General features: G+C 68.4%; 22 protein-coding genes. 10 read left to right on the top strand and 12 right to left on the bottom strand.

What is annotated here, in order from left to right:
- Positions 1 to 24 precede the first annotated feature (24 nt).
- From ACZ2G3_RS03220 to hflX, 6 genes are all read left to right on the top strand, one after another.
- Positions 25 to 2,286: a sensor histidine kinase NtrY-like gene (locus ACZ2G3_RS03220; protein WP_470397613.1), complete on the top strand. Its 2,262-nt coding sequence runs from the start codon at positions 25 to 27 to the stop codon at positions 2,284 to 2,286.
- Positions 2,283 to 3,674 (top strand): nitrogen assimilation response regulator NtrX, encoded by a 1,392-nt coding sequence (gene ntrX, locus ACZ2G3_RS03225; protein WP_470397615.1) that lies wholly within the window; start codon positions 2,283 to 2,285, stop codon positions 3,672 to 3,674. Before ACZ2G3_RS03220 ends, ntrX begins: the two co-directional genes overlap by 4 nt.
- 82 nt (positions 3,675 to 3,756) lie before the next feature.
- Positions 3,757 to 5,133, top strand: coding sequence for a Trk system potassium transporter TrkA (gene trkA / locus ACZ2G3_RS03230; protein ID WP_419271174.1), 1,377 nt, complete (start codon positions 3,757 to 3,759; stop codon positions 5,131 to 5,133).
- A 13-nt stretch (positions 5,134 to 5,146) separates the two neighbouring features.
- The gene (locus ACZ2G3_RS03235; RefSeq protein ID WP_419271173.1) at positions 5,147 to 6,778 is read left to right on the top strand and encodes a potassium transporter TrkG; all 1,632 of its coding nucleotides are present in this window, start codon (positions 5,147 to 5,149) and stop codon (positions 6,776 to 6,778) included.
- Between the two features lie 121 nt (positions 6,779 to 6,899).
- Positions 6,900 to 7,133, top strand: coding sequence for an RNA chaperone Hfq (gene hfq, locus ACZ2G3_RS03240; RefSeq protein ID WP_020949330.1), 234 nt, complete (start codon positions 6,900 to 6,902; stop codon positions 7,131 to 7,133).
- On the top strand, positions 7,134 to 8,534 hold the full coding sequence (hflX, locus tag ACZ2G3_RS03245) for a GTPase HflX (protein WP_419271172.1): 1,401 nt from the start codon (positions 7,134 to 7,136) through the stop codon (positions 8,532 to 8,534).
- 84 nt (positions 8,535 to 8,618) lie between these two features.
- Here the strand turns inward: hflX and ACZ2G3_RS03250 are convergent, their stop codons facing one another.
- The 11 genes from ACZ2G3_RS03250 to ACZ2G3_RS03300 all read right to left on the bottom strand — a co-directional run bounded on the left by ACZ2G3_RS03250 (position 8,619) and on the right by ACZ2G3_RS03300 (position 21,315).
- On the bottom strand, positions 8,619 to 9,536 hold the full coding sequence (locus tag ACZ2G3_RS03250) for a carbohydrate kinase family protein (RefSeq protein ID WP_470397618.1): 918 nt from the start codon (positions 9,534 to 9,536) through the stop codon (positions 8,619 to 8,621).
- A gap of 18 nt (positions 9,537 to 9,554) precedes the next feature.
- Complete coding sequence (locus ACZ2G3_RS03255) at positions 9,555 to 10,724, bottom strand: TFIIB-type zinc ribbon-containing protein (RefSeq protein WP_470397619.1); 1,170 nt, start codon at positions 10,722 to 10,724, stop codon at positions 9,555 to 9,557.
- Between the two features lies 1 nt (position 10,725).
- The gene (locus tag ACZ2G3_RS03260) at positions 10,726 to 11,838 is read right to left on the bottom strand and encodes an SPFH domain-containing protein (RefSeq protein WP_470397621.1); all 1,113 of its coding nucleotides are present in this window, start codon (positions 11,836 to 11,838) and stop codon (positions 10,726 to 10,728) included.
- A 67-nt stretch (positions 11,839 to 11,905) separates the two neighbouring features.
- Positions 11,906 to 12,955 (bottom strand): DUF2927 domain-containing protein, encoded by a 1,050-nt coding sequence (locus ACZ2G3_RS03265; RefSeq protein WP_470397622.1) that lies wholly within the window; start codon positions 12,953 to 12,955, stop codon positions 11,906 to 11,908.
- Positions 12,955 to 14,139: a toxic anion resistance protein gene (locus tag ACZ2G3_RS03270; RefSeq protein ID WP_470397624.1), complete on the bottom strand. Its 1,185-nt coding sequence runs from the start codon at positions 14,137 to 14,139 to the stop codon at positions 12,955 to 12,957. Before ACZ2G3_RS03270 ends, ACZ2G3_RS03265 begins: the two co-directional genes overlap by 1 nt.
- Positions 14,140 to 14,313: 174 nt before the next feature.
- The gene (locus ACZ2G3_RS03275; RefSeq protein ID WP_470397626.1) at positions 14,314 to 16,497 is read right to left on the bottom strand and encodes a 3-hydroxyacyl-CoA dehydrogenase NAD-binding domain-containing protein; all 2,184 of its coding nucleotides are present in this window, start codon (positions 16,495 to 16,497) and stop codon (positions 14,314 to 14,316) included.
- Between the two features lie 11 nt (positions 16,498 to 16,508).
- On the bottom strand, positions 16,509 to 17,720 hold the full coding sequence (locus tag ACZ2G3_RS03280; RefSeq protein WP_419271165.1) for an acetyl-CoA C-acetyltransferase: 1,212 nt from the start codon (positions 17,718 to 17,720) through the stop codon (positions 16,509 to 16,511).
- Positions 17,717 to 18,358 carry a glutathione S-transferase family protein gene (locus ACZ2G3_RS03285; RefSeq protein WP_470397628.1) on the bottom strand — a complete coding sequence of 214 codons (642 nt, stop codon included), beginning with the start codon at positions 18,356 to 18,358 and terminating at the stop codon, positions 17,717 to 17,719. The genes ACZ2G3_RS03280 and ACZ2G3_RS03285 overlap by 4 nt, the downstream gene beginning before the upstream one ends.
- A 273-nt stretch (positions 18,359 to 18,631) precedes the next feature.
- Positions 18,632 to 20,410 (bottom strand): acyl-CoA dehydrogenase C-terminal domain-containing protein, encoded by a 1,779-nt coding sequence (locus ACZ2G3_RS03290; RefSeq protein WP_470397630.1) that lies wholly within the window; start codon positions 20,408 to 20,410, stop codon positions 18,632 to 18,634.
- A 4-nt stretch (positions 20,411 to 20,414) separates the two neighbouring features.
- Complete coding sequence (locus ACZ2G3_RS03295; protein WP_470399032.1) at positions 20,415 to 20,813, bottom strand: MerR family transcriptional regulator; 399 nt, start codon at positions 20,811 to 20,813, stop codon at positions 20,415 to 20,417.
- Positions 20,814 to 20,925: 112 nt separating this feature from the next.
- Complete coding sequence (locus tag ACZ2G3_RS03300; RefSeq protein ID WP_470397632.1) at positions 20,926 to 21,315, bottom strand: MerR family transcriptional regulator; 390 nt, start codon at positions 21,313 to 21,315, stop codon at positions 20,926 to 20,928.
- A 139-nt stretch (positions 21,316 to 21,454) separates the two neighbouring features.
- Here ACZ2G3_RS03300 and ACZ2G3_RS03305 point away from each other — a divergent pair, with 139 nt between their 5' ends.
- Genes ACZ2G3_RS03305 through ACZ2G3_RS03315 form a run of 3 tightly spaced genes read left to right on the top strand, consistent with a single transcriptional unit; the run spans position 21,455 to position 23,713 of the window.
- Positions 21,455 to 21,895: a PaaI family thioesterase gene (locus ACZ2G3_RS03305; protein ID WP_419271161.1), complete on the top strand. Its 441-nt coding sequence runs from the start codon at positions 21,455 to 21,457 to the stop codon at positions 21,893 to 21,895.
- A 4-nt stretch (positions 21,896 to 21,899) separates the two neighbouring features.
- Positions 21,900 to 22,400: a PaaI family thioesterase gene (locus ACZ2G3_RS03310; protein WP_419271160.1), complete on the top strand. Its 501-nt coding sequence runs from the start codon at positions 21,900 to 21,902 to the stop codon at positions 22,398 to 22,400.
- A complete protein-coding gene (locus ACZ2G3_RS03315) occupies positions 22,397 to 23,713 on the top strand; it encodes an MATE family efflux transporter (RefSeq protein ID WP_470397634.1) in 1,317 nt (438 codons plus the stop codon). The genes ACZ2G3_RS03310 and ACZ2G3_RS03315 overlap by 4 nt, the downstream gene beginning before the upstream one ends.
- Before the next feature lie 207 nt (positions 23,714 to 23,920).
- Here the strand turns inward: ACZ2G3_RS03315 and ACZ2G3_RS03320 are convergent, their stop codons facing one another.
- On the bottom strand, positions 23,921 to 24,235 hold the full coding sequence (locus tag ACZ2G3_RS03320) for a DUF1476 domain-containing protein (RefSeq protein ID WP_419271158.1): 315 nt from the start codon (positions 24,233 to 24,235) through the stop codon (positions 23,921 to 23,923).
- Between the two features lie 129 nt (positions 24,236 to 24,364).
- On the opposite strand from ACZ2G3_RS03320, the gene purC reads away from it, so the two are divergent.
- Positions 24,365 to 25,126: a phosphoribosylaminoimidazolesuccinocarboxamide synthase gene (gene purC / locus ACZ2G3_RS03325; RefSeq protein ID WP_419271157.1), complete on the top strand. Its 762-nt coding sequence runs from the start codon at positions 24,365 to 24,367 to the stop codon at positions 25,124 to 25,126.
- Positions 25,127 to 25,130 lie beyond the last annotated feature (4 nt).

The following is a 25,130-nucleotide window of genomic DNA, read 5'->3' on the forward strand; positions in this document are numbered from 1 at the left end:
CGCGAAAGACGGCAAGTGGGGTTTATGGCAGGCCTGGAGACAGGGCTCGGTTGGGACAGGCTGGCCCGCATCCGATTGCCCCGCCAATGGCGCGGGGTGCTGGGCTGGTCCATGATGCTGGCCGGGCTGGCACTGGCCGTGGCGACGCTGCTGGTGCTGGGGCCCCTGGGGCGCGACCTTCAGGGGCAGGTCCTGCGCATCGTCCTCCTGGGCGACCTGATCTATCTGGTCCTGGTCCTCGGCTTCATCCTGGCGCGCATGGCGCGGTTGATCGCTGCGCGCCGCCGCGCGGGCCCGGCATCGCGGCTGCATGCGCGGCTGGTGGCGATCTTTGGCGGGCTGGCGCTGGTGCCCACGGTGCTGGTGGCGCTGTTCGCGGGCCTTCTGGTCAATATCGGGCTGGAGGGCTGGTTTTCCGACCGGGTGCAGCAGGTGGTCGCCACATCGCAGGCGGCAGCCGAGGCCTATCAGGCCGAGCATCGCAGCGACCTGACCGAGGATGCGCGCGCCCTGGCCGGGGTGCTGACGCAGGCCGGCCGGGCCAATCCGCTGATCGAGGACGGCGAGATGCGCCAGCTGCTGGCACAGGGCCAGAGCCTGATCCAGCGCGGCCTCCGGGAGGCCTATATCATCAACGGCGCCGGAGAGATCCGGGCCCGCGGCGAACGCAGCTATCTCTTCTGGTACGAGGAGCCCAGCAGCGACCAGCTGGACCAGGCGCAGACCGACGGCATCGTGCTGATCGAGGACTGGGGCAATGACGAGTTCCGCGCCTTGGTCGCCCTGCCGCCGCTGGCCGACCGCTATCTTTACGTGACCCGCGACGTGGATGGCGATCTGCTGGGGCTGGTCGACGACACCCGCGCCACCGCCGGAAACTATCGCGAGCTGGAGGAGATGCGCAGCCGCGTGCTGTTCGAATTCTCGCTGGTCTATCTGGGCTTTGCGCTGCTGCTGGTGGCGGCGGCGATCTGGCTGGCGCTGTGGTTCGCCAGCCGCCTGTCGCGCCCCATCGGCCTTCTGGCGCAGGCGACCGAGCAGGTCGGCCGCGGCGATCTGGACGTGCAGGTCCCCGAACCCAGCACCGGCGACGAGATCCAGACCCTGGGCCGCGCCTTCAACCGCATGACCCGCCAGCTGAAGACGCAGCGCGAGGAGCTGATCGAGAGCTATCGGCTGTCGGACGAACAGCGGCGGCTGTTCGACAATGTGCTGGCCTCGGTCACCTCCGGGGTGATCGGTCTGGATGCGGCCGGAGAGATCGACTTTGTCAACCGTTCGGCCAGCCGCCTGCTGGGGCTGGACCCCAGGCGCGACATCGACGCGCTGCTGTCCGAGGCGGTGCCGGAATTCGCCCCCCTGTTCGAGCGGCTGTCGGCCTCGGTCGCCGAAACGATCCAGGACGAGGTGCGGCTGATGCGGCAGGGGCGGGTCGAGAGCCTGCTGGTGCGCATGGCCGTGCGGCGCGGGGCCGAGGGCGACCTGGAGGGCTTCGTGGTGGCCTTCGACGACGTGACCGAACTGGTCATCGCGCAGCGCATGGCGGCCTGGGGCGACGTGGCCCGCCGCGTCGCGCATGAGATCAAGAACCCCCTGACCCCCATCCAGCTGTCGGCCGAGCGCCTGCGCCGCAAGTTCGGCCCGCTGGCGCCCGAAAGCGAACGCGCCGCGCTGGAGCAGTATACCGACGTCATCATCCGCCAGACCAACGACCTGCGCCGGATCGTGGACGAGTTCAGCCGCTTTGCCCGCATGCCCGAACCCGACCGCGCCGAGACCGACCTGGCGGGACTTTTGCGCCAGGTCGTGCTGCTGCAGCAGGACGCATTGCACGACGCCCTGCAGGCCGAGATCCCGGACCAGCCGGTCATCGTCGATTGCGACGCGGGCATGCTGCGCCAGGCGCTGACCAACCTTCTGAAGAACGCGGGCGAGGCGATCGAGGAACGCAAGGCGGCCGAGCCCGGGGACTGGGCGCCGCTGATCCGCGTCACGATGGACACCCAGCCCGAGGCCGTCTGCATCCGCATCATCGACAACGGCCTGGGCCTGCCCGCCGACCGTTCCCGCCTGTTCGAGCCCTATGTGACGCTGAAAAGCCAGGGCACCGGCCTAGGCCTGCCCATCGTGAAGAAGATCGTCGAGGAACATGGCGGCAGCCTGTCCCTGACCGATGCGCCCGATCCTCCGGGCGCCATGGCCGAAATCCGGCTGCCGCGCGAACGGCACCCGGTCCGCGCCCCCAAGACCAAGAGCAGACAAGAAAAAGACGAGGCGACACCATGAGCGACATTCTGATCGTCGATGACGAACGGGACATCCGCGAGCTGATCGCGGACATCCTGAAGGACGAGGGGTTCGAAACCCGTCTGGCTGCCAATTCCGACGAGGCCGTGGCCGCGCTGAACGAGCGCGAGCCGGCCCTGATGATCCTGGACATCTGGCTGAAGGACAGCCGCATGGACGGGATCGACATCCTGAAACAGGTCAAGCGCAACAATCCCGGCGTGCCGGTGATCATCATCTCGGGGCATGGCAACATCGAGATCGCGGTCGCGGCGATCAAGCAGGGCGCCTATGACTTCATCGAAAAGCCCTTCAACATCGATCAGCTGATGGTGGTCATCAACCGCGCGATGGAGACCAGCCGGCTGCGCCGCGAGAACAGCAGCCTGCGGCGCGGCGGCGACCACATGGCCGAGATGCTGGGCCAGTCGGTGGCCTTCAAGCGGCTGCGCGACGCGCTGGACAAGGTGGCCAAGTCGAATGGCCGGGTGATGCTGGCGGGCGAGCCCGGCACCGGCAAGGAAATGGCCGCGCGCTATATCCATGCCCACAGCCCGCGCGCCCATGCGCCCTTCGTGACCGTCCCCTGCGCCACGATCGAGCCCGAGCGGATGGAGGAGGTGCTGTTCGGCCGCGAATCGGCCGAGCGGGGGATCGAGCCCGGCCTGCTGGAACAGGCCCATGGCGGCATCATCTATTTCGACGAGGTGGGCGACATGCCCATGGGCACACAGCCCAAGATCCTGCGGGTGCTGACCGAACAGCAGTTCGTGCGTGCGGGCGGGGCGGACCGGGTGCGGGTGGACCTGCGGGTGCTGTCCTCGACCAACCGCGACCTGGTGGCCGAGATCGCCGCCGGGCGCTTCCGGCAGGAGCTCTACGACCGGCTGAACGTGGTGCCGCTGGCGGTGCCCTCGCTGGCCGACCGGCGCGACGACATCGCGATCCTGGCGCGCCACTTCATCGAGCAGTTCCACCGCACCCAGGGCCTGACCCCGCGCGACCTGCCCGAGGAGACCGTGGCCGCGCTGCAATCGATGCGCTGGCCCGGCAACATCCGCCAGTTGCGCAACGTCATCGAGCGCGTGCTGATCCTGGCCGAGGAAAGCGGCGCCATCCAGCCTTCGGAACTGGAACCGCAGGGCGCCACCCCCGACAACAGCGACGCGCTGAGCCTGGGGCCGGCGGTCACCGCCATGGCGCTGCGCGAGGCGCGCGAGATGTTCGAACGGGAATACCTGGTCGCGCAGATCAACCGTTTCGGCGGCAATATCAGCCGCACCGCCCAGTTCGTGGGGATGGAGCGCAGCGCGCTGCACCGCAAGCTCAAGTCCCTGGGCGTCGTCGGCGGCATGCGCAGCGACGACGAGATGGCCTTGGGGCAATAGCGCCGCCGCTTGCACGCGCGGGCGCCCCGGCATAGGCAAAGGGGCGTCCGGCATCTGGGCGCGTGCGGCAAGAGGGCTGTGGATGAAGATCATCATTTGCGGGGCCGGCCAGGTCGGCTGGCAGATCGCGCGCCACCTGTCGGGGGAACGCAACGATGTCACCGTCATCGACAACAATCCCGACCTGATCCGCCGCGCCACCGATGCGCTGGACGTTCAGGGTGTCACCGGCTTTGCCAGCCATCCCGACGTGCTGGACCGCGCCGGCGCCCGCGACGCCGACCTGATCATCGCCGCGACCCATTCGGACGAGGTGAACATGGTCACCTGCCAGGTTGCGCATTCGGTCTTCCAGGTGCCGCGCAAGATCGCCCGCCTGCGCAGCGGCGCCTATCTGGACGCCATCTACAGCGATCTCTATCGCACCGAACACCTGCCCATCGACGTGGTCATCAGCCCGGAACGCGAGGTGGCGCTGGCGGCGCTGCAGCGGCTCTCCGCGCCCTCGACCTTCGACGTGGAAACCTTCATGGACGGCAAGATCCAGCTGCTGGGCATCGACCTGGAGCCGGACTGCCCGGCGCTGAACACGCCCCTGCGGCAGCTGACGGAACTGTTTTCCAGCCTGCGCGCCATCGTCGCGGGCGTGCGCCGCGACGGCCGGCTGTTCGCGCCCGAACCCGGCGACCAGCTGTTCGCCCATGACCAGATCTATGTCTTTTCCCATGCCGAGGACGTGGCCCGCACGCTGGATATCTTTGGCAAGCCACCCCAGAAGCAGGAGCGCGTGGCCATCATCGGCGCGGGCAACGTGGGCCTGGCCGTGGCGCAGACGCTGGAGAACCGCGCCGACCGCATCCGCGCCAAGCTGATCGAGCGTGACCGCGCCCGCGCGGAATTCGCCGCCGACCGGCTGGAGCGGACCATCGTGCTGAACGGCGACGGCCTGTCGGCCGAGCTGCTGGACGAGGCGGGCGTGCCGCAGGCCGATGCGGTGCTGGCGGTGACCGACGACGACAAGACCAACATCCTGGCCTCGGTCCGGGCCAAGCAGGCGGGCGCCAAGATGGCCATTGCGCTGATCAACGACCCGACGCTGGTGCCGCTGATGGGGGCGCTGGACATCGACGCCTATATCAACCCGCGCGCCACGACCGTGTCGACCATCCTGCGCCACATCCGCCACGGCCGGGTGCGCGACATCTATTCCATCGGCGATGCCGAGGCCGAGGTGATGGAGGCGCAGGTCCTGTCGACCAGCCCCATGTGCGGCCGCCCGCTGCGCGACATCGACTTTCCCGAAGGCGCGCTTCTGGGGGCGGTGCGCAAGGGCGACCGCGTGCTCAAGCCCCTGGCCGACACGCGCATCGAGGAGGGTGACATCGTGCTGATCTTTGCCCTCACCAAGGACGTTCCCGAGGTCGAGCGCCTGCTGCAGGTCTCGATCGACTTCTTCTGAGGGGCGCGCGCCGATGATCCGCATCCTGCAACGACTGCCGCTTCTGGTCCTGCTGAGCGGGCTTGCCGCGCTGATGATGCTGATCCCCGCGGGCTATGCCTCGACCACGGGACAGGCCGCCATCGCGCGCAACTTCTTCTACGCGGCACTGCTGATCCTGGTCTTCTGCGGGCTGATCGGGCTGGCGACCCAGGCCAATCCCCGGCCGCAGCGCTCGCGCGAGACGCTGCTGACCATGCTGGGTGTCTTCGGCCTGCTGCCCCTGCTGCTGGCGCTGCCCTTTGCCGAAAGCCTGCCCGATACCGGCTATTTCAACGCCTGGTGGGAAATGGTGTCGTCGCTGACGACCACCGGGGCCTCGCTCTATTCGGCCGACCTTCTGCCTGCGCCGCTGCATCTGTGGCGGGCGATGGCGGGCTGGATGGGCGGCTTCTTCATCCTGGTCGCCGCCATCGCCATCCTGGCGCCGCTGCATGTGGGCGGGTTCGAGATCATGTCCAGTCCCTATGGCCGGCGGGAATACATGCAGCGGCTTCCCCGTTCGGCCGATCCGCGCCGCCTGATCCCGCATCTGTCGGACCCCGCCTTCGAAACGCGGCAATCCGACGCCGGGGCACGGCTGGCGCGCGCGGCGCTGGCGGTCGGACCGCTCTATCTGGGGCTGACGCTGGCCCTGTGGGTCGGGCTTCTGATGCTGGGGGACCCGTCCTTTCTGGCGCTGACCCGCGCGATGGGGACGCTGTCGACCTCGGGCATCTCGCCGGTCATCGGGCCGACCAGCGAAGTGTCGGGCGTCGCCGGCGAGATGCTGGTCTTCCTGTTCCTGATCCCGGCGCTGTCCCGCCGCTTCTGGCCCGGCGGCAGCCAGCTGCGCGCCACCGAGAGCCTGCGCGAGGACCCGGAACTGCAGCTGGCCGCGGGCCTGGTCGTGCTGGTCGCCAGCCTTCTGTTCCTGCGCCATTTCCTGGGCGCCATCGAGGTCGGCAGCGCGGAAGGCGAGGCCCCCGGGATGCTGCGCGACCTGGGCAACGGGCTGTCGGCCCTGTGGGGCGGGACGTTCAATGCGCTCAGCTATCTGACGACGACGGGTTGGAACTCGGTTGACTGGCAGGGGGCGCGGGCCTGGTCCGGCCTGACCGCACCGGGCCTGATCCTGGCGGGACTGGCCATGATGGGCGGCGGGATCGCCACCACCGCAGGCGGCGTCAAGCTGCTGCGCGTCTATGCCCTGGCGCGCCACGGCCAGCGCGAGATGGAGCGGATCATCCATCCCAGTTCCGTGTCGGGCGGGGGCCGCATCGCCCGGCGGCTGCGGCGCGAGGGGGCCTATCTGGCCTTCATCTTCTTCATGCTGTTCGCGATGTCGATCGCCGCCATCGTCACGCTGGTCTCGATCCAGGCCATCGAATTCGAAACCGCGACCATCCTGTCCATCGCCGCGCTGACCAATACCGGCCCGCTGGCCGGCGCCATTCCGCTGACCCCCGCCTTCGAGGGCAGCGCGGGCATCGCCTCCGCCCCTTGGGAGGGCTGGTCGGGCCTGCCGGTCTTCACCAAGGCGGTGCTGGCCTCGGCCATGATCCTGGGCCGGATCGAGACGCTGGCGGTGCTGGCATTGTTCTCGCCCGAGTTCTGGCGGCGCTGAACCGGCAGGTGTGGCCGAAATGGTATGCCTCGTTTTTCCGTAAATCCGGTCCGCTTGCATGGCCTGTGGCAAGGCTCTAGATGTTACATTTGACAGGGACAGTGAAAAACGGACGAAAAAAATGGCTGGCGACAAGCAGAACCTGCAGGACGCATTCCTGAACCACGTCCGCAAGGCCAAGGTGCCGGTCACCATTTTCCTGATCAATGGCGTCAAGCTGCAGGGTGTCATCACCTGGTTCGACAATTTCTGCGTCCTCCTGCGCCGCGACGGCCAGTCGCAGCTGGTCTACAAGCATGCCATCAGCACGATCATGCCGGGCCAGCCGATCAGCCTGTATGAAGGCGAGGACTGATTGGCAGAACTGACCGAAACCGCAGCACGGCCGACCCGCGCCTATGTGATCCATCCCGATCTGGGCCGCGCCCGCACGCAGCGGCGCACCCCCGAACATGCGCTGGCCGAGGCCGTGGCGCTGGCCTTGGCCCTGCCCGGCATCGAGATGGTGGGATCCGAGGTGGCCAACCTGCGCGAGCCCAATCCCGGCAAGCTGTTCGGCAAGGGCAAGCTGGCCGAGATCAAGCAGCGCCTCGAGGAGGCCGAGGTCGAGCTGGTCCTGGTCGACGGCCCCGTGACGCCCGTCCAGCAGCGCAACCTGGAAAAGGAATGGGGCGTCAAGCTTCTGGACCGGACTGGGCTGATCCTGGAGATCTTCGCCGACCGTGCCCGCACCCGTGAAGGCGTGCTGCAGGTCGAACTGGCGGCACTGTCATATCAGCGCACGCGGCTGGTCCGCGCCTGGACCCACCTGGAGCGCCAGCGGGGCGGCCTCGGCTTTGTCGGCGGTCCCGGCGAGACGCAGATCGAGGCCGACCGCCGCGCCATCGACGAACAGATGACCCGCCTGCGCCGCCAGCTGGAGCGCGTGGTCAAGACCCGCACCCTGCACCGCGCCGCGCGGGCCAAGGTGCCTTACCCGATCGTGGCGCTGGTGGGCTATACCAACGCCGGCAAGTCGACGCTGTTCAACCGCCTGACCGGCGCCGAGGTCCTGGCCAAGGACATGCTGTTCGCGACGCTGGACCCGACCATGCGCGCCATCCGCCTGCCGGATGCGCAGGGGGGGACCTCCGGGCGCAAGATCATCCTGTCGGACACGGTGGGCTTCATCAGCGACCTCCCCACGGAACTGGTTGCCGCCTTCCGCGCCACGCTGGAGGAGGTGCTGGAGGCCGACCTGATCCTGCATGTCCGCGACATCAGCCACCCCGAGACTGAGGAACAGGCCGAGGATGTGGCCGACATCCTGGACAGCCTCGGCGTGGACGAGGACGTGGCCGCCATCGAGGTCTGGAACAAGATCGACGCCCTGGGCCCCGAGACGCGCACCGCGCTGCGCCGCACCGATGCCCGCACCGAGGGCGTGCAGGCGGTCAGCGCCCTGACCGGCGAAGGCCTGGACGACCTGATCGGCGCCATCGACCGGCTGCTGGGCGAGGTTCTGGATGAGCCGCGGCTGGAAGACCGGGTGGTGCTGGACTTTGCCGACGGTCGCAGCCGCGCCTGGCTGCACGAGGCCGGCGTGGTCGAGCGCGAGGAGGCCGGCGAGGATGGCCTGATCCTCCACCTGCGCTGGACCGAGCGGCAGAAGGCCGGCTTTGCGGCCCTGACCGGCGGCGACGACGCGGCCGATGATGATGACGAGGATGACGGCCCCGATGAGCGGCGGCTTGGGGGCTGGCACCCGGCCGACTGAGCCCTGCGGGGCCGATGCCGGCGCCCTTCGCAGAACCATGCGTCGCGAACCGGTTCCCCCTGTGCGCGACGCATGATCCTCCCTTCAGTCCCGGGCCGGCATTTCCCTTGCCCAAGGCGGGTTCGCGCCGGGGCGCGACACGGTCACCGATGCCGCCTGCGCGCCCAGGGTCAGGGCAGCGCGGATCTGGTCGGGCGTGATCCCCGCGATCCCCTCTTTCGTCAGCAGGCCCTGGCGGTCCAGGCTGGCCAGCACGCCTGCGTTGAACGTGTCGCCCGCGCCGATCGTGTCCGCGACGGTGGTGCGGACGGCGGGAACGGTGACCGTCTCGCCCGCCCAGATGGCCTTGGCGCCAGCCTCGCCCCCGGTCTGCAGGACCAGCCGGGGTCCGGTCGCCAGCACCGCCCGCGCGGCTTCCTCAGCGGAGAGGTCGGGATGCAGCCATTCCAGGTCGTCCGCCGACAGCTTGACGATGTCGGCCATCGGCAGCAGACGGTCCAGCCGGGCGCGATAGGCCGCGGGATCGGTGATGAAGAAGGGCCGGATATTGGGATCGATCATCACCGGCAGGCGGTGGTGATGCGCGGCAACCAGCCCCTCGATCGTGGCGCCGCAGGGGTCCGGCACCAGGCTGATGCCGCCCGCAAACAGGGCCGACACGCTGTCGGGCAGGGCAGGGATATCCTCGGGGCGCAGCATCCGCCCGGCCGAACCTTCGTCATAAAAGGAATAGCGCGCCTCGCTATTCGTCAGCGTCACCAGGGCCAGCGTCGTCAGCCGGTCGGTGCGCGGGCACAGCGCGGTATCGACCTCCGCCTCGTCCAGCGGCGCCAGGATCTGGGCGCCGAAGGGGTCGCGGCTGATCGGCCACAGATAGCCGGTCCGCTGCCCCAACCGGCCAAGCGCGATGGCGGTGTTATAGACCGCGCCCCCCGCCAGCGGACGAAAACAGCCGTCCTGCGGCACCATGTCGATCAGCGATTCGCCTGCACACAGGATCATGCCCGTTCCCTTTGCCCCTTAGCCTGACTGCGTCAGATACAGGAAAGCCGCTAGCGCTACCAGCGCGACAAGGGTCGCGGCGGCGATTTTCCACGCCGACCAGGGCCGCTCTCCCATGACCCGGCCCGACTGGCCGTTCACCACGAAACGATAGCTCTTGCCGTTGTAGCGATAGGCCGCGGTCCAGATCGGCAGCAGGACATGCTTGAAGGTCTCGGCCGAAAACTCGCTGTCCAGCCGGTCGATCCGCTGCTGGTCGCCGCCGATGTCGCGCCGGACGTCGCCGGCGATGACCTGCGCCATCTGCGCCCGCGCCGCCTGGTGGCCGTCGGCCAGGGGCACGGTGTAACCCTCGGCCTCGAAGCCCGACAGGAAGGCCGGATCATAGGTCGCCAGCTGCGACAGGTCCCAGGGCGTCAGCGCATCCGTGAACCGCGGCGGCAGCGCGGTCGAGGCCAGCACCAGCACGTCGTTGAAATCCCGCGCCACCTGGCCCGACACGCGTCGCCAGCGGATGCGCGGCACCTGTCGGGCCACGCGCTGGCTGCGGCCGTTGACCTGCTGGGTGACCCAGACCGTCTCGTAATAGGTGTCGCCGCGCTGGCCGTGATAGCGGCTGCGGCTGCGCGCGTCGAAGGTCCAGAAGGGCGAATAGACCCCCGCCAGGCGCCGGTCCTTGCGCGCATAGGCGGTCAGGCCCGACGGCGCGAACCACAGCCGCCCCAGCCAGTCGGTCATCGCCAGGCGGGCCTGCTCCTCGGTCAGCACAAAGGGCAGGACGCCCTGCGGCTTGATGCGCCGGGTCCGGCCGGTGTCGGTGACCACCGGCGTGGCGCAGAACGGGCAGGCGCTGGCATGGTGGCTGTCGTCCAGATCGACCCGGGCGCCGCAATTGGGGCAGGACAGCGTCCGCACCTCCTGGACGATGTCGCCCGCCCCCGCATCCAGGTGCAGCCCCTTTTCCAGCGGGATCTCGGCCAGCTGGGGGGCCTTGTGGCCCGCATCCCATTGCAGCGCCGGATCGGCCGGGGCGCCGTCGGCCTGCCGTCCGGGCGCGCGGGCGGCACCGGGGCCTATCTCCTGCCGGTGGCCGCAATAGTCGCAGACCAGCATTCGCTGGCCCGGCTGAAAGCGCAGGCTGGCCCCGCATTGCGCGCAGGGAAAGCGGTGTTCGGCGGGCCCGGCCATCTCAGCCGGGCAGGGGCGGCGGCATCATGGTGAAAAGCTGCGCCAGTTCCGGCACGTCCTCGGCCGGCAGCCAGCCATCCTGCCCCGGCGTCCAGACCAGCGTATCACGCGCGAAACTGCCCTCGGCCGCCATGCGCCCCAGGTGCCCGCGGCCATAGGGGCCTTGGGCCGCGCCGTCGATAGCCACGTGCCAGACCGTCTCGACCGCGCGGCCGGGCAGCGGCGGCGGCACCGGGGCCGCAGCGGCGGACGCGGGCACGGCGCCCCAAGGGCCCGTGCGCATCGTGGCGCCCATCGCCGCCCCCATCGCCGCGCCAAAGCCGGCGCCCGCGCCACCTTCGTTCCGGGCCGCCGCCAGCATTGCCTCGGACGCCGCATATTGGCCAAAGCGGTCCAGATCGCCCACGATCCCCATGCTGGTCCGCTTGTCCAGCATCGCCTCGACCTCGGCGGGCAGGCTGATGTTCTCGATGTAGAACTCGGGCAGGATCAGGCCATAGGTCTCGATCACCGGGGCGATGGCCTTGGCGACCAGCCGGCCCAGCTGGTCGGTATTGGCGGCCATGTCCAGGACCGGGATGTTCGCAGCCGCAATGGCGCGGGAAAATTCCTGCACGATCACGTTGCGGATCTGGTAGGCGATCTCGTCTCGCGTGAAATCGCCGTCGGTGCCGACGATCTCCGACATGAAGCGCGCAGGGTCGCTGATGCGCATCGAATAGGTGCCGAAGGCGCGCAGCCGCACGGGGCCGAATTCCGGATCGCGTGCGATGATCGGGTTGCGCGTGCCCCATTTCAGGTCGTTGAAGCGGGTCTTGTTGACGAAATAGACCTCGGACTTGAAGGGGCTGCGAAAGCCGTGGTCCCAATGCTGCAGCCGGGTCAGGACCGGCAGGTTGTTCGTCTCCAGCAGGTAAAGGCCCGGTCCGAAGACATCGGCCAGCTGGCCCTCGTGGACAAAGACGGCGGCCTGCCCCTCGCGGACGGTCAGCTTGGCGCCATACTTGATCGCGCGCCCGACCGTGTCAAAGCGCCAGACCATCGTGTCGCGGCTGTCGGCGGTCCATTCGATGACCTCGATGAATTCGCCGCCCAGGATGTCGAAAATGGACATGGTCTTCCCCCTTCGCATGGCCCGCCCCCTGTATGGGACGGGCCGGAGGCCGGATCAAGCGCGCCGATCAGGCGCTTTCGCCCAGCAGCTCGGACGCGATCTGGCGGACGATGGGCGCGGCCTCAGCCTCGGTCATGCCGGGCGACAGGCGGCGGTCATAGAGGATCCGCAGCAGCAGCTCGTCATGCCGGGTCAGCAGGGCGAATTCCTCGTCGTCGTTGAACAGCGACGGGCGCGCGCTGGGGCTGTCATTGGCCAGGCCCAGCCCCTGCGCCAGCTCCTCGTGGATGCAGGAGGAGCGCAGCAGGCGGGGCAGTTCTGCCCGGATCACCGCGACCGCATGGGCATAGGCGCTGCTGCCGCCCTGCGAATAGGCAAAGACCGAGCATGTGATCGCCGGCGGCAGGTCCGCCAGGATCTGCCGGTCGCGGGCGGGAATGCCCGGCACCAGCTCCTGCAGGCGCGGGCCGATGGCGCGGCGCTCGTCCTCGGTCAGCACCAGGATGGTGAAGTTGCCGCCCTGGGCGGTCAGGCTCACGGGATGGCCGGTCGCCGCCGACAGCTGGCCCGCGTAATCCGCCACCTCGGACCGCCAGGCCGGGCGCGCGGCCGTGTCGGTCGAGGCGCCGAATTCGATCTGCATCCGCACCGGCTGCGCCCAGCGGCGCAGGGGGGCCGACCGGTCCTGCGCCACCAGCCCGCCGGCGGATTGGCTGTATTCATCGCGCAGCGCGATGGCCAAAAAGTTGCGGGTCAGCATCTCGGCGTCGATCGGTGCATCCTGGGGCACGCGGTCGCGCCTGAGCCGCCCCTGCGACAGCAGGCGCTGTTCCACGGCCGCATAGTAATCGCGCTGAGACCGGCTGGCGGGGCTGCTCTCCAGCGAAGCCGACTGCGCGGCGGCATTGGCGGCACGGTTCCGCTCGGCTCGGGCGCGGCGCAGCTGGGCCTGGTCAGGCTGGCCCTCCTGAACCTCGGGCCGGGGGTCCGGGCGCTGCACGGGCGCGTCGGGCTCAACAGCCCCTGGCGCGCAACCCGCCAGTGCCAAGGCCGCCAGAACGGCGGCGCCAAGGGCGCGCGGGCGCAGGCCATAGGGTCGGGGCAGGGGGGCCGACATCAGCGCGCTCCGGTCCGTCCGGTGATCGCCCCGCCCTGGCGCGACGAGGCCGAGGCCAGCGCGTCGCGCAGTTCCGCCTCCATCCGCACCAGTTCGCCCTCGGCGGCGGCACGGCGGGTGCGGCCCTCGTCGGCGATGCGCAGGCTGTCCTCGATCGTGGCGATCAGCTGGGCATTGGCGGTCCTGACCGCCTCGATGTCAAAGACGCCGCGCTCGGTCTCGGCGCGGATCGTGGCATTGGCCTGGCGCAGGTTGTCGGCGTTGCGGGTCAGCAGCTCGTTGGTCAGGTCGCTGGCCTCGCGCACCGCGCGGGCGGCCTCGGCGCTGCGCTGGATGGTGACGGCCTGCGCCAGCTGCGTCTCCCACAGCGGCACCGTGTTCACCAGGGTCGAGTTGATCTTGGTCACCAGCGACTTGTCGTTCTCCTGCACCAGCCGGATTGAGGGCAGCGACTGCATCGTCACCTGCCGCGTCAGCTTCAGGTCGTGGACGCGGCGTTCCAGGTCGTCGCGTAGGCTGCGCAGGTCGCGCAGCTCCTGCGCCTCCATCACCTGCTCGGTCGCGCCCTTGGCGGCCACCTCGGCCTCCTTGGCGGGGATCGTCTTGTGGTCCAGCTCGTGCAGCTTTTCGGTGCCGGCGGCGATGTACAGCGCCAGCTCGTCATAAAAGGCCAGCGTCCGGTCATAAAGCAGGTCCAGCGACTTCACGTCCTTCAGCAGCTTCTGCTCATGCGCCTCCAGTTCGGCGGTGATGCGGTCGATCTGTGTCTGGACCTGTTCGTAATTGGCCACGAACTTGGCAAAGGGCGCGGACCGCCCCAGCAGCCTCTCCCACCAGCTGCGCTGTCGGCGCATGTCCAGTTCCGTCGTGGAAAAGCCGCGGATCGTGGTCACGACCTCGCGCAGGCTGTCGCCGGCGGGGCCGACCTCCTTGGTCTTGACGTCGGCCAGCATCCGCTGGCTGATCTGTTGCAGATCGGCCTGGGCGCGGGTGCCGAACCGCAGGATCGAGCCCGAATCCTTCAGGTCGATCTCGTCCATGCGGCGGCGGATCTCGGCCTGGGTGGCCGGATCAGCCCCGGCCAGTTCGGTGGGCGCTGGGGCCGGTTCCGGCAGGGCCGCAGCGGTCAGGGCGTCGATCTCGGCCTGCGTGGCCTCGGCGCGGCGGCGGGTGTGGTCGGTCATCAAAAAATGTCCCCTTGTCAGCCATCCGCCCGGCGGTGCTGGCGCTATGCATCAGCATATGGCGAAGTCCTGCCGGATCAACGAGATGCCCTGCGGAAAGTTTCGCATCATGGCGCCCGGGACACAAGGCGGGGGCGGATGGGCCACAAGGGTGCGGCCCATCCGCCCGGGATGTCAGGCGGCCTTCTGCTGCCCGCCAAAGCGGCCATAGAAGCTTTCGCCCTTTTCGGCCATTTCGCGCAGCAGGGCGGGGGCCTGGAAGCGGTCGCCATGCGCGGCCGTCAGCCGGTCGCAGATCTCGACCGCCTTCCGGGCGCCCAGGATGTCCAGCCAGCCGAACGGCCCGCCCGACCAGGGCGCAAAGCCCCAGCCCAGGATCGCGCCCACGTCGCCCTCGCGGATGTCCTCCAGGACGCCATCCTCCAGCGCGCGCACGGCCTCCAGGCTTTGCGCGAACATCAGGCGGTGCTGGATGTCCTGCAGCTCGGGCTGGTCCTCCGCGCGCGGATACCGCGCGTCCAGACCCTCCCACAGGCCCTGCCGCTTGCCGTCCTCATAGGCGTAAAAGCCCGCGCCGCCCTTGCGGCCCATGCGGCCCTGGTCGGCCATCCAGAACAGCACCTCGTCGACGGCGCCGTCGGAATAGGCATCACCCATCGCCGCGCGCGTGGCCTTGGCGATCTTGACGCCCAGGTCGATCGAGGTCTCATCGACCAGCTGCAGCGGCCCCAGCGGCATGCCCATCATCTTGGCGGCATTTTCCACCAGCGTCGGGTTGACCCCTTCGCCGACCATGCGGATGCCCTCGTTGATATAGGGGATGATGCAGCGGTTGGCATAAAAGAAGCGCGCATCGTTCACCACGATCGGCGTCTTGCGGATCTGGCGCACGAAATCCAGTGCCTTGGCGACCGCCACCGGACCCGTCTCCTTGCCCTTGATGATCTCGACCAGCAGCATCTTGTCGACCGGGCTGAAGAAGTGGATGCCGATGAACTGCTCGGGGCGGCTGCTGGCCTTTGCCAGGTCGCCGATCGGCAGGGTCGAGGTGTTGGTCGCAAAGATCGCGTCCTCAGGGATCACGGCCTCGGCTCGCCTGGTCACCTCGGCCTTGACGGACGGGTCCTCGAACACCGCTTCCACGATCAGGTCGCAGCCTTCCAGGGCTGCATAGTCCGTGGTGGCGGTGATGCGGCTCAGAACCTCGGCCTTCTTCTCCTCGGTCGATTTCTTGCGGCCGATGGCCTTGTCCAGCAGCCCCGTGGAATAGGCCTTGCCGCGATCGGCGCTCTCCTGGGCCGCGTCGATCAAGACGACCTCGATCCCCGCCATGGCGCTGACATAGGCGATGCCCGCGCCCATCATGCCCGCGCCCAGGATGCCGACCTTCTTGACGGTTTGGTCCGGCGCCTCGGGACGGTTCGCGCCCTTTTCCAGCGCCTCCTTGTTGATGAACAGGCTGCGGATCATCGCGGTGCTGCTGGGGTTCATCAGCACGTTGGTGAACCAGCGCGCCTCGATCTTTAGCGCCTGGTCAAAGGGCACCATCGCCCCCTCATAGACCGCTGACAGCAGCGCCTTGGCCGCCGGATAGACGCCCATGGTCTTGCCATGAACCATGGCCGATGCGCCCACGAAGGTCATGAAGCCCGCCGGGTGGAACGGCTCGCCTCCCGGCATCTTGTAGCCCTTGGCGTCCCAGGGCTTGACCAGGTCCGCCTCCTTCGCCTCCAGGACCCAGGCCTTGGCGGCGGCCAGCGGATCCTCCACGACCTCGTCGATCAGCCCGGCGGATTTCGCCTTCTTCGGGTCCGACAATTTCCCTTCCAGCAGGAAGGGCGCGGCCATCATCGCGCCCAGCTTGCGCGCCAGCCGGGTCGTCCCGCCGGCGCCGGGAAAGATGCCGACCATGATCTCGGGCAGGCCGATCTTCGCCTTCGGGTTGTCGGCGGCAAAGATGCGATGCGTCGCCAGCGGCAGCTCCAGCCCGATCCCAAGCGCGGTGCCGGGCAGGGCGCTGGCGATCGGCTTGCCGCCCTTCTTGGTCTTGGGGTCCATCCCCGCCAGCTCGATCTTGCGCAGCAGATGGTGCAGCGTCATCACGCCGTCGAACACGCCCTGCGCACCATTCGCGTCCTTCATGCCCGCGATGACCTTCAGGTCCATCCCGGCGGCAAAGTCCGTCTTGCCGCTGGTGAAGACGATGCCCTTCACCGCCTCGTCGGCCAGCGCATCGTCGATCAGCCCGTTCAGCGCCGTCGCACCGTCCATCGACAGCACGTTCATCGACTTGCCGGGCACGTCCCAGGTGATCACCGCGACGCCGTCGGCGCCTGTCTCCATCGTGAAATCGGTCATGTCCGGGGTCCTCACACGCGTTCGATGATGGTGGCCGCGCCCATGCCGGACGCGATGCACAGGGTCGCCAGACCCACCTGTTTGTCCTGCCGCTCCAGCTCGTCCAGCAGGGTGCCGATGATGATCGCCCCCGTCGCGCCCAGCGGATGGCCCATGGCGATGGCGCCGCCATTGACGTTGACCTTGGAATGATCGACCTGGAAGGCCTGCATGAAGCGCAGCACGACCGAGGCAAAGGCCTCGTTCACCTCGAACAGGTCGATGTCGCTGATCGACATGCCGCTGTCGGCCAGGATCTTCTCGGTCACGGGCACGGGGCCGGTCAGCATGATCGTGGGGTCGGTGCCGATCTTGGCGGTCGCACGGATGCGCGCGCGGGGCTTCAGCCCATGCGCCCGGCCGAACTCCTCGTTGCCGATCAGCACGGCGGCGGCACCGTCGACGATGCCGCTGCTGTTGCCGGCATGGTGGATGTGGTCGACATGGGTCATGTGCGGGTATTTCAGCATCGCCACCTTGTCGAAACCGGGCATCGCCTCGCCCATCTCCTTGAAGGCGGGGCGCAGCTTGGCCAGGTCCTCGGCGGTGGTGCCGGGGCGCATGTATTCGTCACGGTCCAGGATGGTCAGCCCGTTCTGGTCCAGGACCGGCACGATCGACTTGGCGAAACGGCCTTCCTCCCAGGCCCGGGCCGCGCGCTTCTGGCTTTCCAGCGCCAGCGCGTCGGCCTCCTCGCGGGTGAACCCGTATTCGGTCGCGATGATGTCGGCGCTGATCCCCTGCGGCACGAAATAGGACCGCATGGCCAGGCTGGGATCGACCGCGATGGCGGCCCCGTCGCTGCCCATCGCGACGCGGCCCATCATCTCGACACCGCCCGCGATATAGGCATGCCCGGCGCCGCCTCGGATCTGGTTGGCGGCAAGGTTCACGGCCTCCATGCCGCTGGCGCAAAAGCGGTTGATCGACAGGCCCGGAATGCGCTGGTCCAGGTCGGATGCCAGCACCGCGCTGCGCGCGAGGCAGCCGCCCTGCTCCTTGACCTGGGTGACGTTGCCCCAGATCACGTCCTCGACCACGGGGCCCTCCAGCCCGTTGCGCTCCTTGACGGCGTTCAGCAGGCGCGCCGACAAAGCCAGCGACGTCACCTCGTGCAGGCTGCCATCGGGGCGGCCCTTGCCGCGCGGCGTGCGGGCGGCGTCATAGATGAATGCGTCGGTCATTGGTCCTCCTTGGGCGCCCGGTCGGATGGATTGCCGGGCATCAGATCATAGGGGTGTTTCCAACCGGGCAGGGCGGCGATGCCCTCCAGCCAGCGGTCGATGTGGGGCCAGTCCCTGCGGTCGAAACCGAAGGGCTCGGGGTAGTAGAGATATCCGCACAGTGCGAAATCGGCGACGGTCGGGCCACCCGGCGCGACCCAGTCCCGGTCGGCCAGATGCGCGTCCAGCACCTGATAGGCACCCTTCAGCCGCCCCTGCAGGTATTCGGCCGCGCCCAGCGGGCGCTTGTCGGCGGGCAGGAAGTTCAGCAGGAACCGCGCAGGCCCCGCCTGACCCGAAACCTTGTGATTGTCGAACATCAGCCAGCGCAGGGTCTCGTTGCGGTCGCTGCCCAGAAACCTGCCCGCGCGCTCGGCCACATGCAGCTGGATCACCGCGGATTGTGTCAGGGTCAGGTCACCTTCGCGAAAGACCGGCACCTCACCCATCGGGTTGATGTCCCTGAACGCCGGGCTGCGCCCTTCGCCGTTGAAGAAGTCGACATAGACGGGCTGCCAGTCATAGCCCGCCAGCTGCATCGTCAGCGCCGCCTTGTAGGCATTGCCCGATTCGCCAAAGCACCAGAGTTGCGCGGTCATTTCTATTCCTCCACGCCGGGGGCTTCGCGCCCCCGGACCCCCGCGGGGGATTTGGACAACAAAGAAGGGGCCGCTTAACCCCTTCTTCACCATGCGCCTTTACAACCGACGCTGCGGTACAGGCTGGGGAGCCGATGACCGCCAACGGAGAAGCCGCCCCGGCTCCTGGGCCGATAACGCCTTGCCGCTCGGAAGAGGGGAGGGGCCGGGGCGCAATCCGCGTTTCTTCGTTGCGAAAATACCCATCCTGGCCTCTCCACCTGCCCCGCCGGATCAGAAGGCTTCCGCCTCCAGTTCCATGACCGGCGCCGCCCCGGACTGGATGCGGGCCAGATGCGTCGCGGTCATCGGCAACTGCCGCTTCATGTAGTACCGGCCGGTCACCAGCTTGGTCCTGAGGAAGCCGGCGTCGCCTTCGCCCGCATCCAGCGCCGCCTGCGCGGCGACGGCCATGCGTGCCCACATGTAGCCCAAGGTGACATGGCCAAAGAGGTGCATGAAGTCATAGCTGCCCGACAGCGCATCGTTGGGGTTCTTCATGCCGCGTTCCATGAAGAACATGGCCGCGGTCTGCAGGTCCTTGGATGCGGCCTTCAGGGGCGCGATGAAGTCCGCCGCCAGAGCCTCGTTGTCCGACTGCTCCTTGCAGAAGGACTTCACCATGTCGAAGAAGGCCATGACATGCTTGCCGCCGTCCTGCGCCAGCTTGCGGCCGACCAGGTCCAGCGCCTGCACCCCGTTCGCGCCCTCATAGATCATGGTGATGCGGGCGTCGCGGACGAACTGGCTCATGCCCCATTCCTCGACATAGCCGTGCCCGCCCAGGATCTGCTGGGCCAGCACCGTGGTGTCAAAGCCCTTGTCGGTCAGGAAGCCCTTGACCACCGGGGTCATCAGCGACACCAGCCCCTCGGCATCCGCATCGCCCGCCATGTTGCTGCGGTCGATCAGATGCGCCCCCCACAGGGTCAGCGCACGGGCACCCTCCAGGAAGGACTTCTGGTCCATCAGGCTGCGGCGGATGTCGGGATGCACGATCAGCGGGTCGGCGGCGGCGGCCGCGTTCTGCGCACCCGTCACGGCCCGGCCCTGCAGGCGGTCCTTGGCATAGGCCAGCGCGTTCTGGTACGCGGGGATCGCGCAGGCATAGCCCTGCAGGCCGACGCCCAGCCGCGCCTCGTTCATCATCGTGAACATGGCGCGCATGCCCTTGTGCAGGTCGCCCAGCAGCCAGCCGCGGGCGCCGTCATAGTTCATCACGCAGGTGGCGTTGCCGTGGATGCCCATCTTGTGCTCCAGCGCGCCGACCGACACGCCGTTGCGTTCGCCCAGGCTGCCGTCCTCGTTCACCAGGAACTTCGGCACGATGAACAGGCTGATGCCCTTGGTGCCCTCGCCGCCGCCCGGCGCCTTGGCCAGGACCAGGTGGATGACATTCTCGGCCAGGTCATGGTCGCCGGCCGAGATGAATATCTTCTGCCCGGTGATCAGATAGCTGCCGTCATCCTGCGGCTCGGCCTTGGTGCGCAGCAGGCCCAGATCGGTGCCGCAATGCGGCTCCGTCAGGTTCATCGTGCCCGTCCAGTCGCAGCTGACCATCTTGGGCAAAAAGGTGCGCTTCTGCTCGTCGGTGCCGTGGGCGTGGATGGCGGAATAGGCGCCGTGGGTCAGGCCCTGGTACATGTTGAAAGCCATGTTGGCGCTGACGAACAACTCGCCGGTGGCGACGCCCATGACATAGGGCATGCCCTGGCCGCCATATTCGGGATCGCAGTCCAGCGCCGTCCAGCCGCCTTCCTTGACCGCCTCGAAGGCGCGGTCAAAGCCGTCGGGTGTGCGCACGACACCGTTCTCCAGACGGCAGCCCTGGCGGTCGCCGACGATGTTCAGCGGCGCCAGCACCTCGCTGGCCAGCTTGCCGGCGGCCTCCAGGACAGCTTCGGTAAAGTCGCGGTCCAGCTCGTCATGGCCGGGCAGGTCGGACTGCGACAGCTTCAGGACGTCGTGCAGGACGAATTGCAGGTCGCGGATCGGGGCAGAATAGATCGGCATGGCGTTATCCTGTGGACTGTTCGTGGGACGGGACGGAAAGCCGGTGTTCCGCGTCGGAGATGTGCAGCCTGAGATCGGCGATCGCCTCGCTCAGCTCGGCATGCTGCCGTTCCATGTCGGCCAGACGCGCCCGCCCGACCTCGATCGTGCGGGCGATCTGGGTGCGGTTGGTGCCGCCGGGCTCGTAAAGCTCCAGCAGCTGGCGGATCTGTTCCAGGCTGAAGCCGAACCGCTTGCCGCGCAGGATCAGCGTCAGCCTGGCCCGGTCGCGCCGGTCGTACAGGCGGTGCTGGCCCCGGCGTTCGGGAAAGATCAGCTCGCGCGCCTCGTAGAAACGCAGCGTGCGGGGCGTGACCTCATAGGCATCGCACATCTGGCGGATGGTCATCAGCTCTTCGGACATGGGATGCGGCTTCTCCTCCTTCACCGGCGTTCCGTCCTTGTCCCCGACATATAGGGCCAAGTTGACGCGAACGTAAGCGAGACGCGGCGTCACGCCGCGCCCCGTCGTCCCGTCAGCCGTCGGCTGCGGGCATGCGCGACAGCTCGTCCATCGTCGTCTCGCGCAGTTGCGCCAGATCGGCGCGCGCGCCCTTCAGATCCTCGATCTGCCCGTCCAGCACCGCCAGCTGGCGGTCGGCCATGTCGATCCAGACCTGGTACTGCTCGCGCGAGCCCTGGCGGTCATAGATCAGCAGCCATTGCCGGATCTCCTCCAGCGAAAAGCCAAAGCGCCGGCCGCGCAGGATCAGCGTCATGCGCGCCACCTCGCGCGGGCCGTAAAAGCGGGCGCGACCCTCCTTCCGGGGCTTCAGCAGCTCGATATATTCGTAATAGCGCAGCGTCCGGGGCGTCACCTCGAACCGGGCGCACATGTCCTTGAAGCTGATCTGGTCTTCGCTCACCCGCGACTCCTGTCGGATTTCCCTTAACGTCAGCCTAGGACGTCGGGGCCCACGACTCAACCGAATCGCTCAGGCTCCCGCGCGGGGGGTTGAGTGCGCGGGCCCCCCGGCGCTACTCATGACCAAACAGGAGCCCGCGATGACGCAAGACCCCGACACGACCGCCGCCGACCATGCGCGGATCGCGCAGCAGTTCATCGAGGCGATCCCCCATGCCCGCGCCCTGCAGATGCGCGTGGACGAGATCGGGGCGGGGCGGGCGGTGATCTCGATGCCCTGGGCCGAACACCTGGTGGGCGACCCGCGCACCGGCGTGATCCACGGCGGCGTCGTCTCGGCGCTGATGGACACCTGCTGCGGGGCGGCGGTGATGGCGCATCCCACGAACCCGCGATCGACCGCGACCATCGACCTGCGCATCGACTACATGCGCGCCGCCAAACCGGGACAGCGCATCACCGCGCGGGCCGAATGCTATCACATGACCCGCAGCGTGGCCTTCCTGCGTGCGGTGGCGGTGGACGACGACGGCGAAAATCCCGTGGCCAGCGCCACCGGCGCCTTCACGGCGGAAAGGTGAACCCATGGCCGACCGCAACGAGCCCCTGCACCTGATCAAGTCGCGCCGCGATTCGGCGCTGAACGCCTTGGTCTCGGGCGTGCCCTACATGACCTGGCTGGGCATCCGGTTCGACCGCCGCGGCGACGAGCTGACGGCGATCCTGCCCTTTGACGACAAGCTGATCGGGAACCCGCGCCTGCCCGCCATCCACGGCGGCGTCACGGCGGCCTTCATGGAGGTCACGGCGATCATCGAGCTTTCCTGGGCCGCCATGTGGGAGGACCTGGAATCTGGCCGCATCGCCCCCGACGCGGCCGTTCCCGACAGCCTGCCGCGCCTGCCCAAGACCATCGACTTCACCGTCGACTACCTGCGCTCGGGCCTGCCGCGCGACGCCTATGCGCGGGCGCGGGTGGTGCGGTCGGGGCGGCGCTATGCCTCGGTCCAGGTGGAAACCTGGCAGGACAACCGCTCGCGGCTGATGGCGCAGGCGACGGGGCATTTCCTCATGCCCCAGCCATGACCGACCTGACCCATCGCCGGGTCCTGAACATCGCCCTCCCCATCGTCCTGTCGAACCTGACCGTGCCGCTGCTGGGGCTGGTCGACACCGGCGTCGTGGGCCAGCTGGGCCTGCCCGAGGCGATCGGCGCCGTGGGCATCGGCGCGATCATCCTGACCTCGATCTACTGGGTCTTCGGCTTCCTGCGCATGGGCACGTCGGGGCTGGTGGCGCAGGCGCATGGCGCGGGCGATGCGGCCGAGGTCGGCGCCCATCTGCTGCGGGCGCTGGCGATCGCGGCGGCGGCGGGCCTGGTCTTCGTGGCGCTGCAGGTGCCGATCTTCTGGGCGGCCTTCCGGCTGGCCCCGGCCTCGGACACAGTCGAGGCGCTGGCCCGCGACTATCTGGCGATCCGCATCTGGGGGGCGCCCGCGACCATCGGCCTTTATGCGATCACCGGCTGGCTGATCGCGGTGGAACGCACCCGCGCGGTGCTGGCGCTGCAGCTGCTGCAGAACGGGCTGAACGTCGCGCTGGATATCTGGTTCGTGCTAGGCCTCGGGCTGGGGGTGGCGGGCGTCGCCTGGGCCACGCTGATCGCCGAACTGGCCGGGCTGGGCCTGGGCCTGTGGCTGGCGCGCCATGTCCTCGGCCGCGCGATCCGGGCGGCACGCGGCACCGCCACGCTTTTCGCCGCGGGCAAGCTGAACCGGCTGGCGCGGGTCAACGGCGACATCATGATCCGCTCGGTCCTGCTGCAGGGCTGCATGACCAGCTTCCTGTTCCTGGGCGCGGGGCAGGGGGACGTGCCGCTGGCCGCAAACCAGGTCCTGCTGCAGTTCCTGGCGCTGACCGCCTATGCGCTGGACGGCTTCGCCTTCGCCGCCGAAAGCCTGGTGGGGCAGGCGGTGGGGGCGCGGCACCCGATCCGCGTGCGCCGCGCCAGCCAGCTGACCTCGGCCTGGGGCCTGGGCGGGGCGGTGGCGCTGGGGCTGGTCTTCGTGACCGGGGGCGGGGCGATCATCGACCTGCTGACCACCTCGCCCGAGGTCCGGGCCGAGGCACGCCTCTACCTGCCCTGGCTGGGCCTTGCGCCGCTGATCGGGGTCGCCGCCTGGATGCTGGACGGCATCTTCATCGGCGCCACCCTGACGCGGGAAATGCGCATCGCGATGATCCAGTCCGTGGCGGTCTTCGTGGCGGGGGTGCTGGTCCTGCCGCCGGTCTGGGGCAATCACGGCCTCTGGGCGGCGCTGATGGCGCTGAACACGGCCCGCGCCCTGACCATGCTGCGCCTCTATCCCCGGGCCGAGGCCGCGGCCCAGCCCGCCTGACCGGCGCCGCCTGTGTACAACCGGTGCACATCCGGTGCACCGGCGGCGGACGCCCGGTGCGGCCCCATCCCCAGCAATGGCTGGAAAAAAGGCCTCCGACCGCCCCGCCCGTTGCGGATCACACCCATGCAACGCGCCCTGCCCGTTGCGCATGAAAAAAGGGGGCGCAACGCCCCCTTCGGTCCGGTCGTCGGCCAGCCCCGTGGATCAGCTCTCGTCCACGATCTGGCGGCGGGCCACGTCGGTCAGCTCGGCCATCTTGGCGCGGATCGTGGCGCCGTCGGCCTTGCCCTGCAGGTCGCCCTCGACCTTGCGGAACACGTCCTCATCGCCCGGTTCCTCGAAGTCCGAGGTGACCACGCTCATCGCATAGGCGCGGGCGTCGTCGCCCTCCTTGCCCAGCATCCCGGCCGCCCATTCGCCCAGCAGGCGGTTGCGCCGGGCTTCCGCCTTGAAGCGCAGATCGGCGTCATGGGCGAATTTCGCCTCATAGGCGCGTTCACGGTCGTCGAACGTGGACATGGGTCCCTCCTGCTGTCTCCTGTTTCCGATATGCCCATTGGCGGGACTTGTCGCAAGCCTCGTATTGCTACCGATGGGCTTTCTGCGCTAAGCGGCATCTTCAGGGACATGCGAAAGGACGGTGGGCCCATGGCACCGCGGCGCAAGAAGGTTTACGAAGGCAAGGCAAAGATCCTCTACGAGGGCACTGAACCGGGCACGCTCATCCAGTATTTCAAGGATGACGCGACCGCCTTCAACGCGCAGAAGCGCGCCACGATCGAAGGCAAGGGCGTGCTGAACAACCGCCTGTCCGAGTTCTTCATGAACGGTTTGACGAATATCGGCGTCCCGAACCATTTCATCCGCCGCATCAACATGCGCGAGCAGCTGATCCGCCAGGTCGAGATCGTGCCGCTGGAAGTGATCGTGCGCAACTTTGCCGCCGGTTCGCTGTCCAAGCGGCTGGGCCTGGAGGAGGGCGCGCTGCTGCCCCGCCCCATCGTCGAATACAGCTTCAAGAATGACGAGCTGGGCGACCCGATGGTGTCCGAGGAATACATCATCGCCTTTGGCTGGGCGACGCAGCAGGACCTGGACGACATCGTCAGCCTCGCGCTGCGCGTGAACGACTTCCTGTCCGGCGTGTTCTACGGCGCCGGCATCAAGCTGATCGACTTCAAGATCGAGATCGGCCGAGTCTGGGACAACGATTTCATGCGCCTGATCGTGGCGGACGAGATCAGCCCCGACAGCTGCCGGCTATGGGATGTCAAGACAGGGCAGAAGCTGGACAAGGACGTGTTCCGCCGCGACCTCGGCAGCCTGACCGACGCCTATACCGAGGTGGCGCGCCGGCTGGGCCTGATGCCCGCGAACACGACCAGCCTGAAACCGACCGCGATCAACTGAAAGG

It is taken from the genome of Paracoccus sp. KKT209 (genome assembly GCF_055635455.1).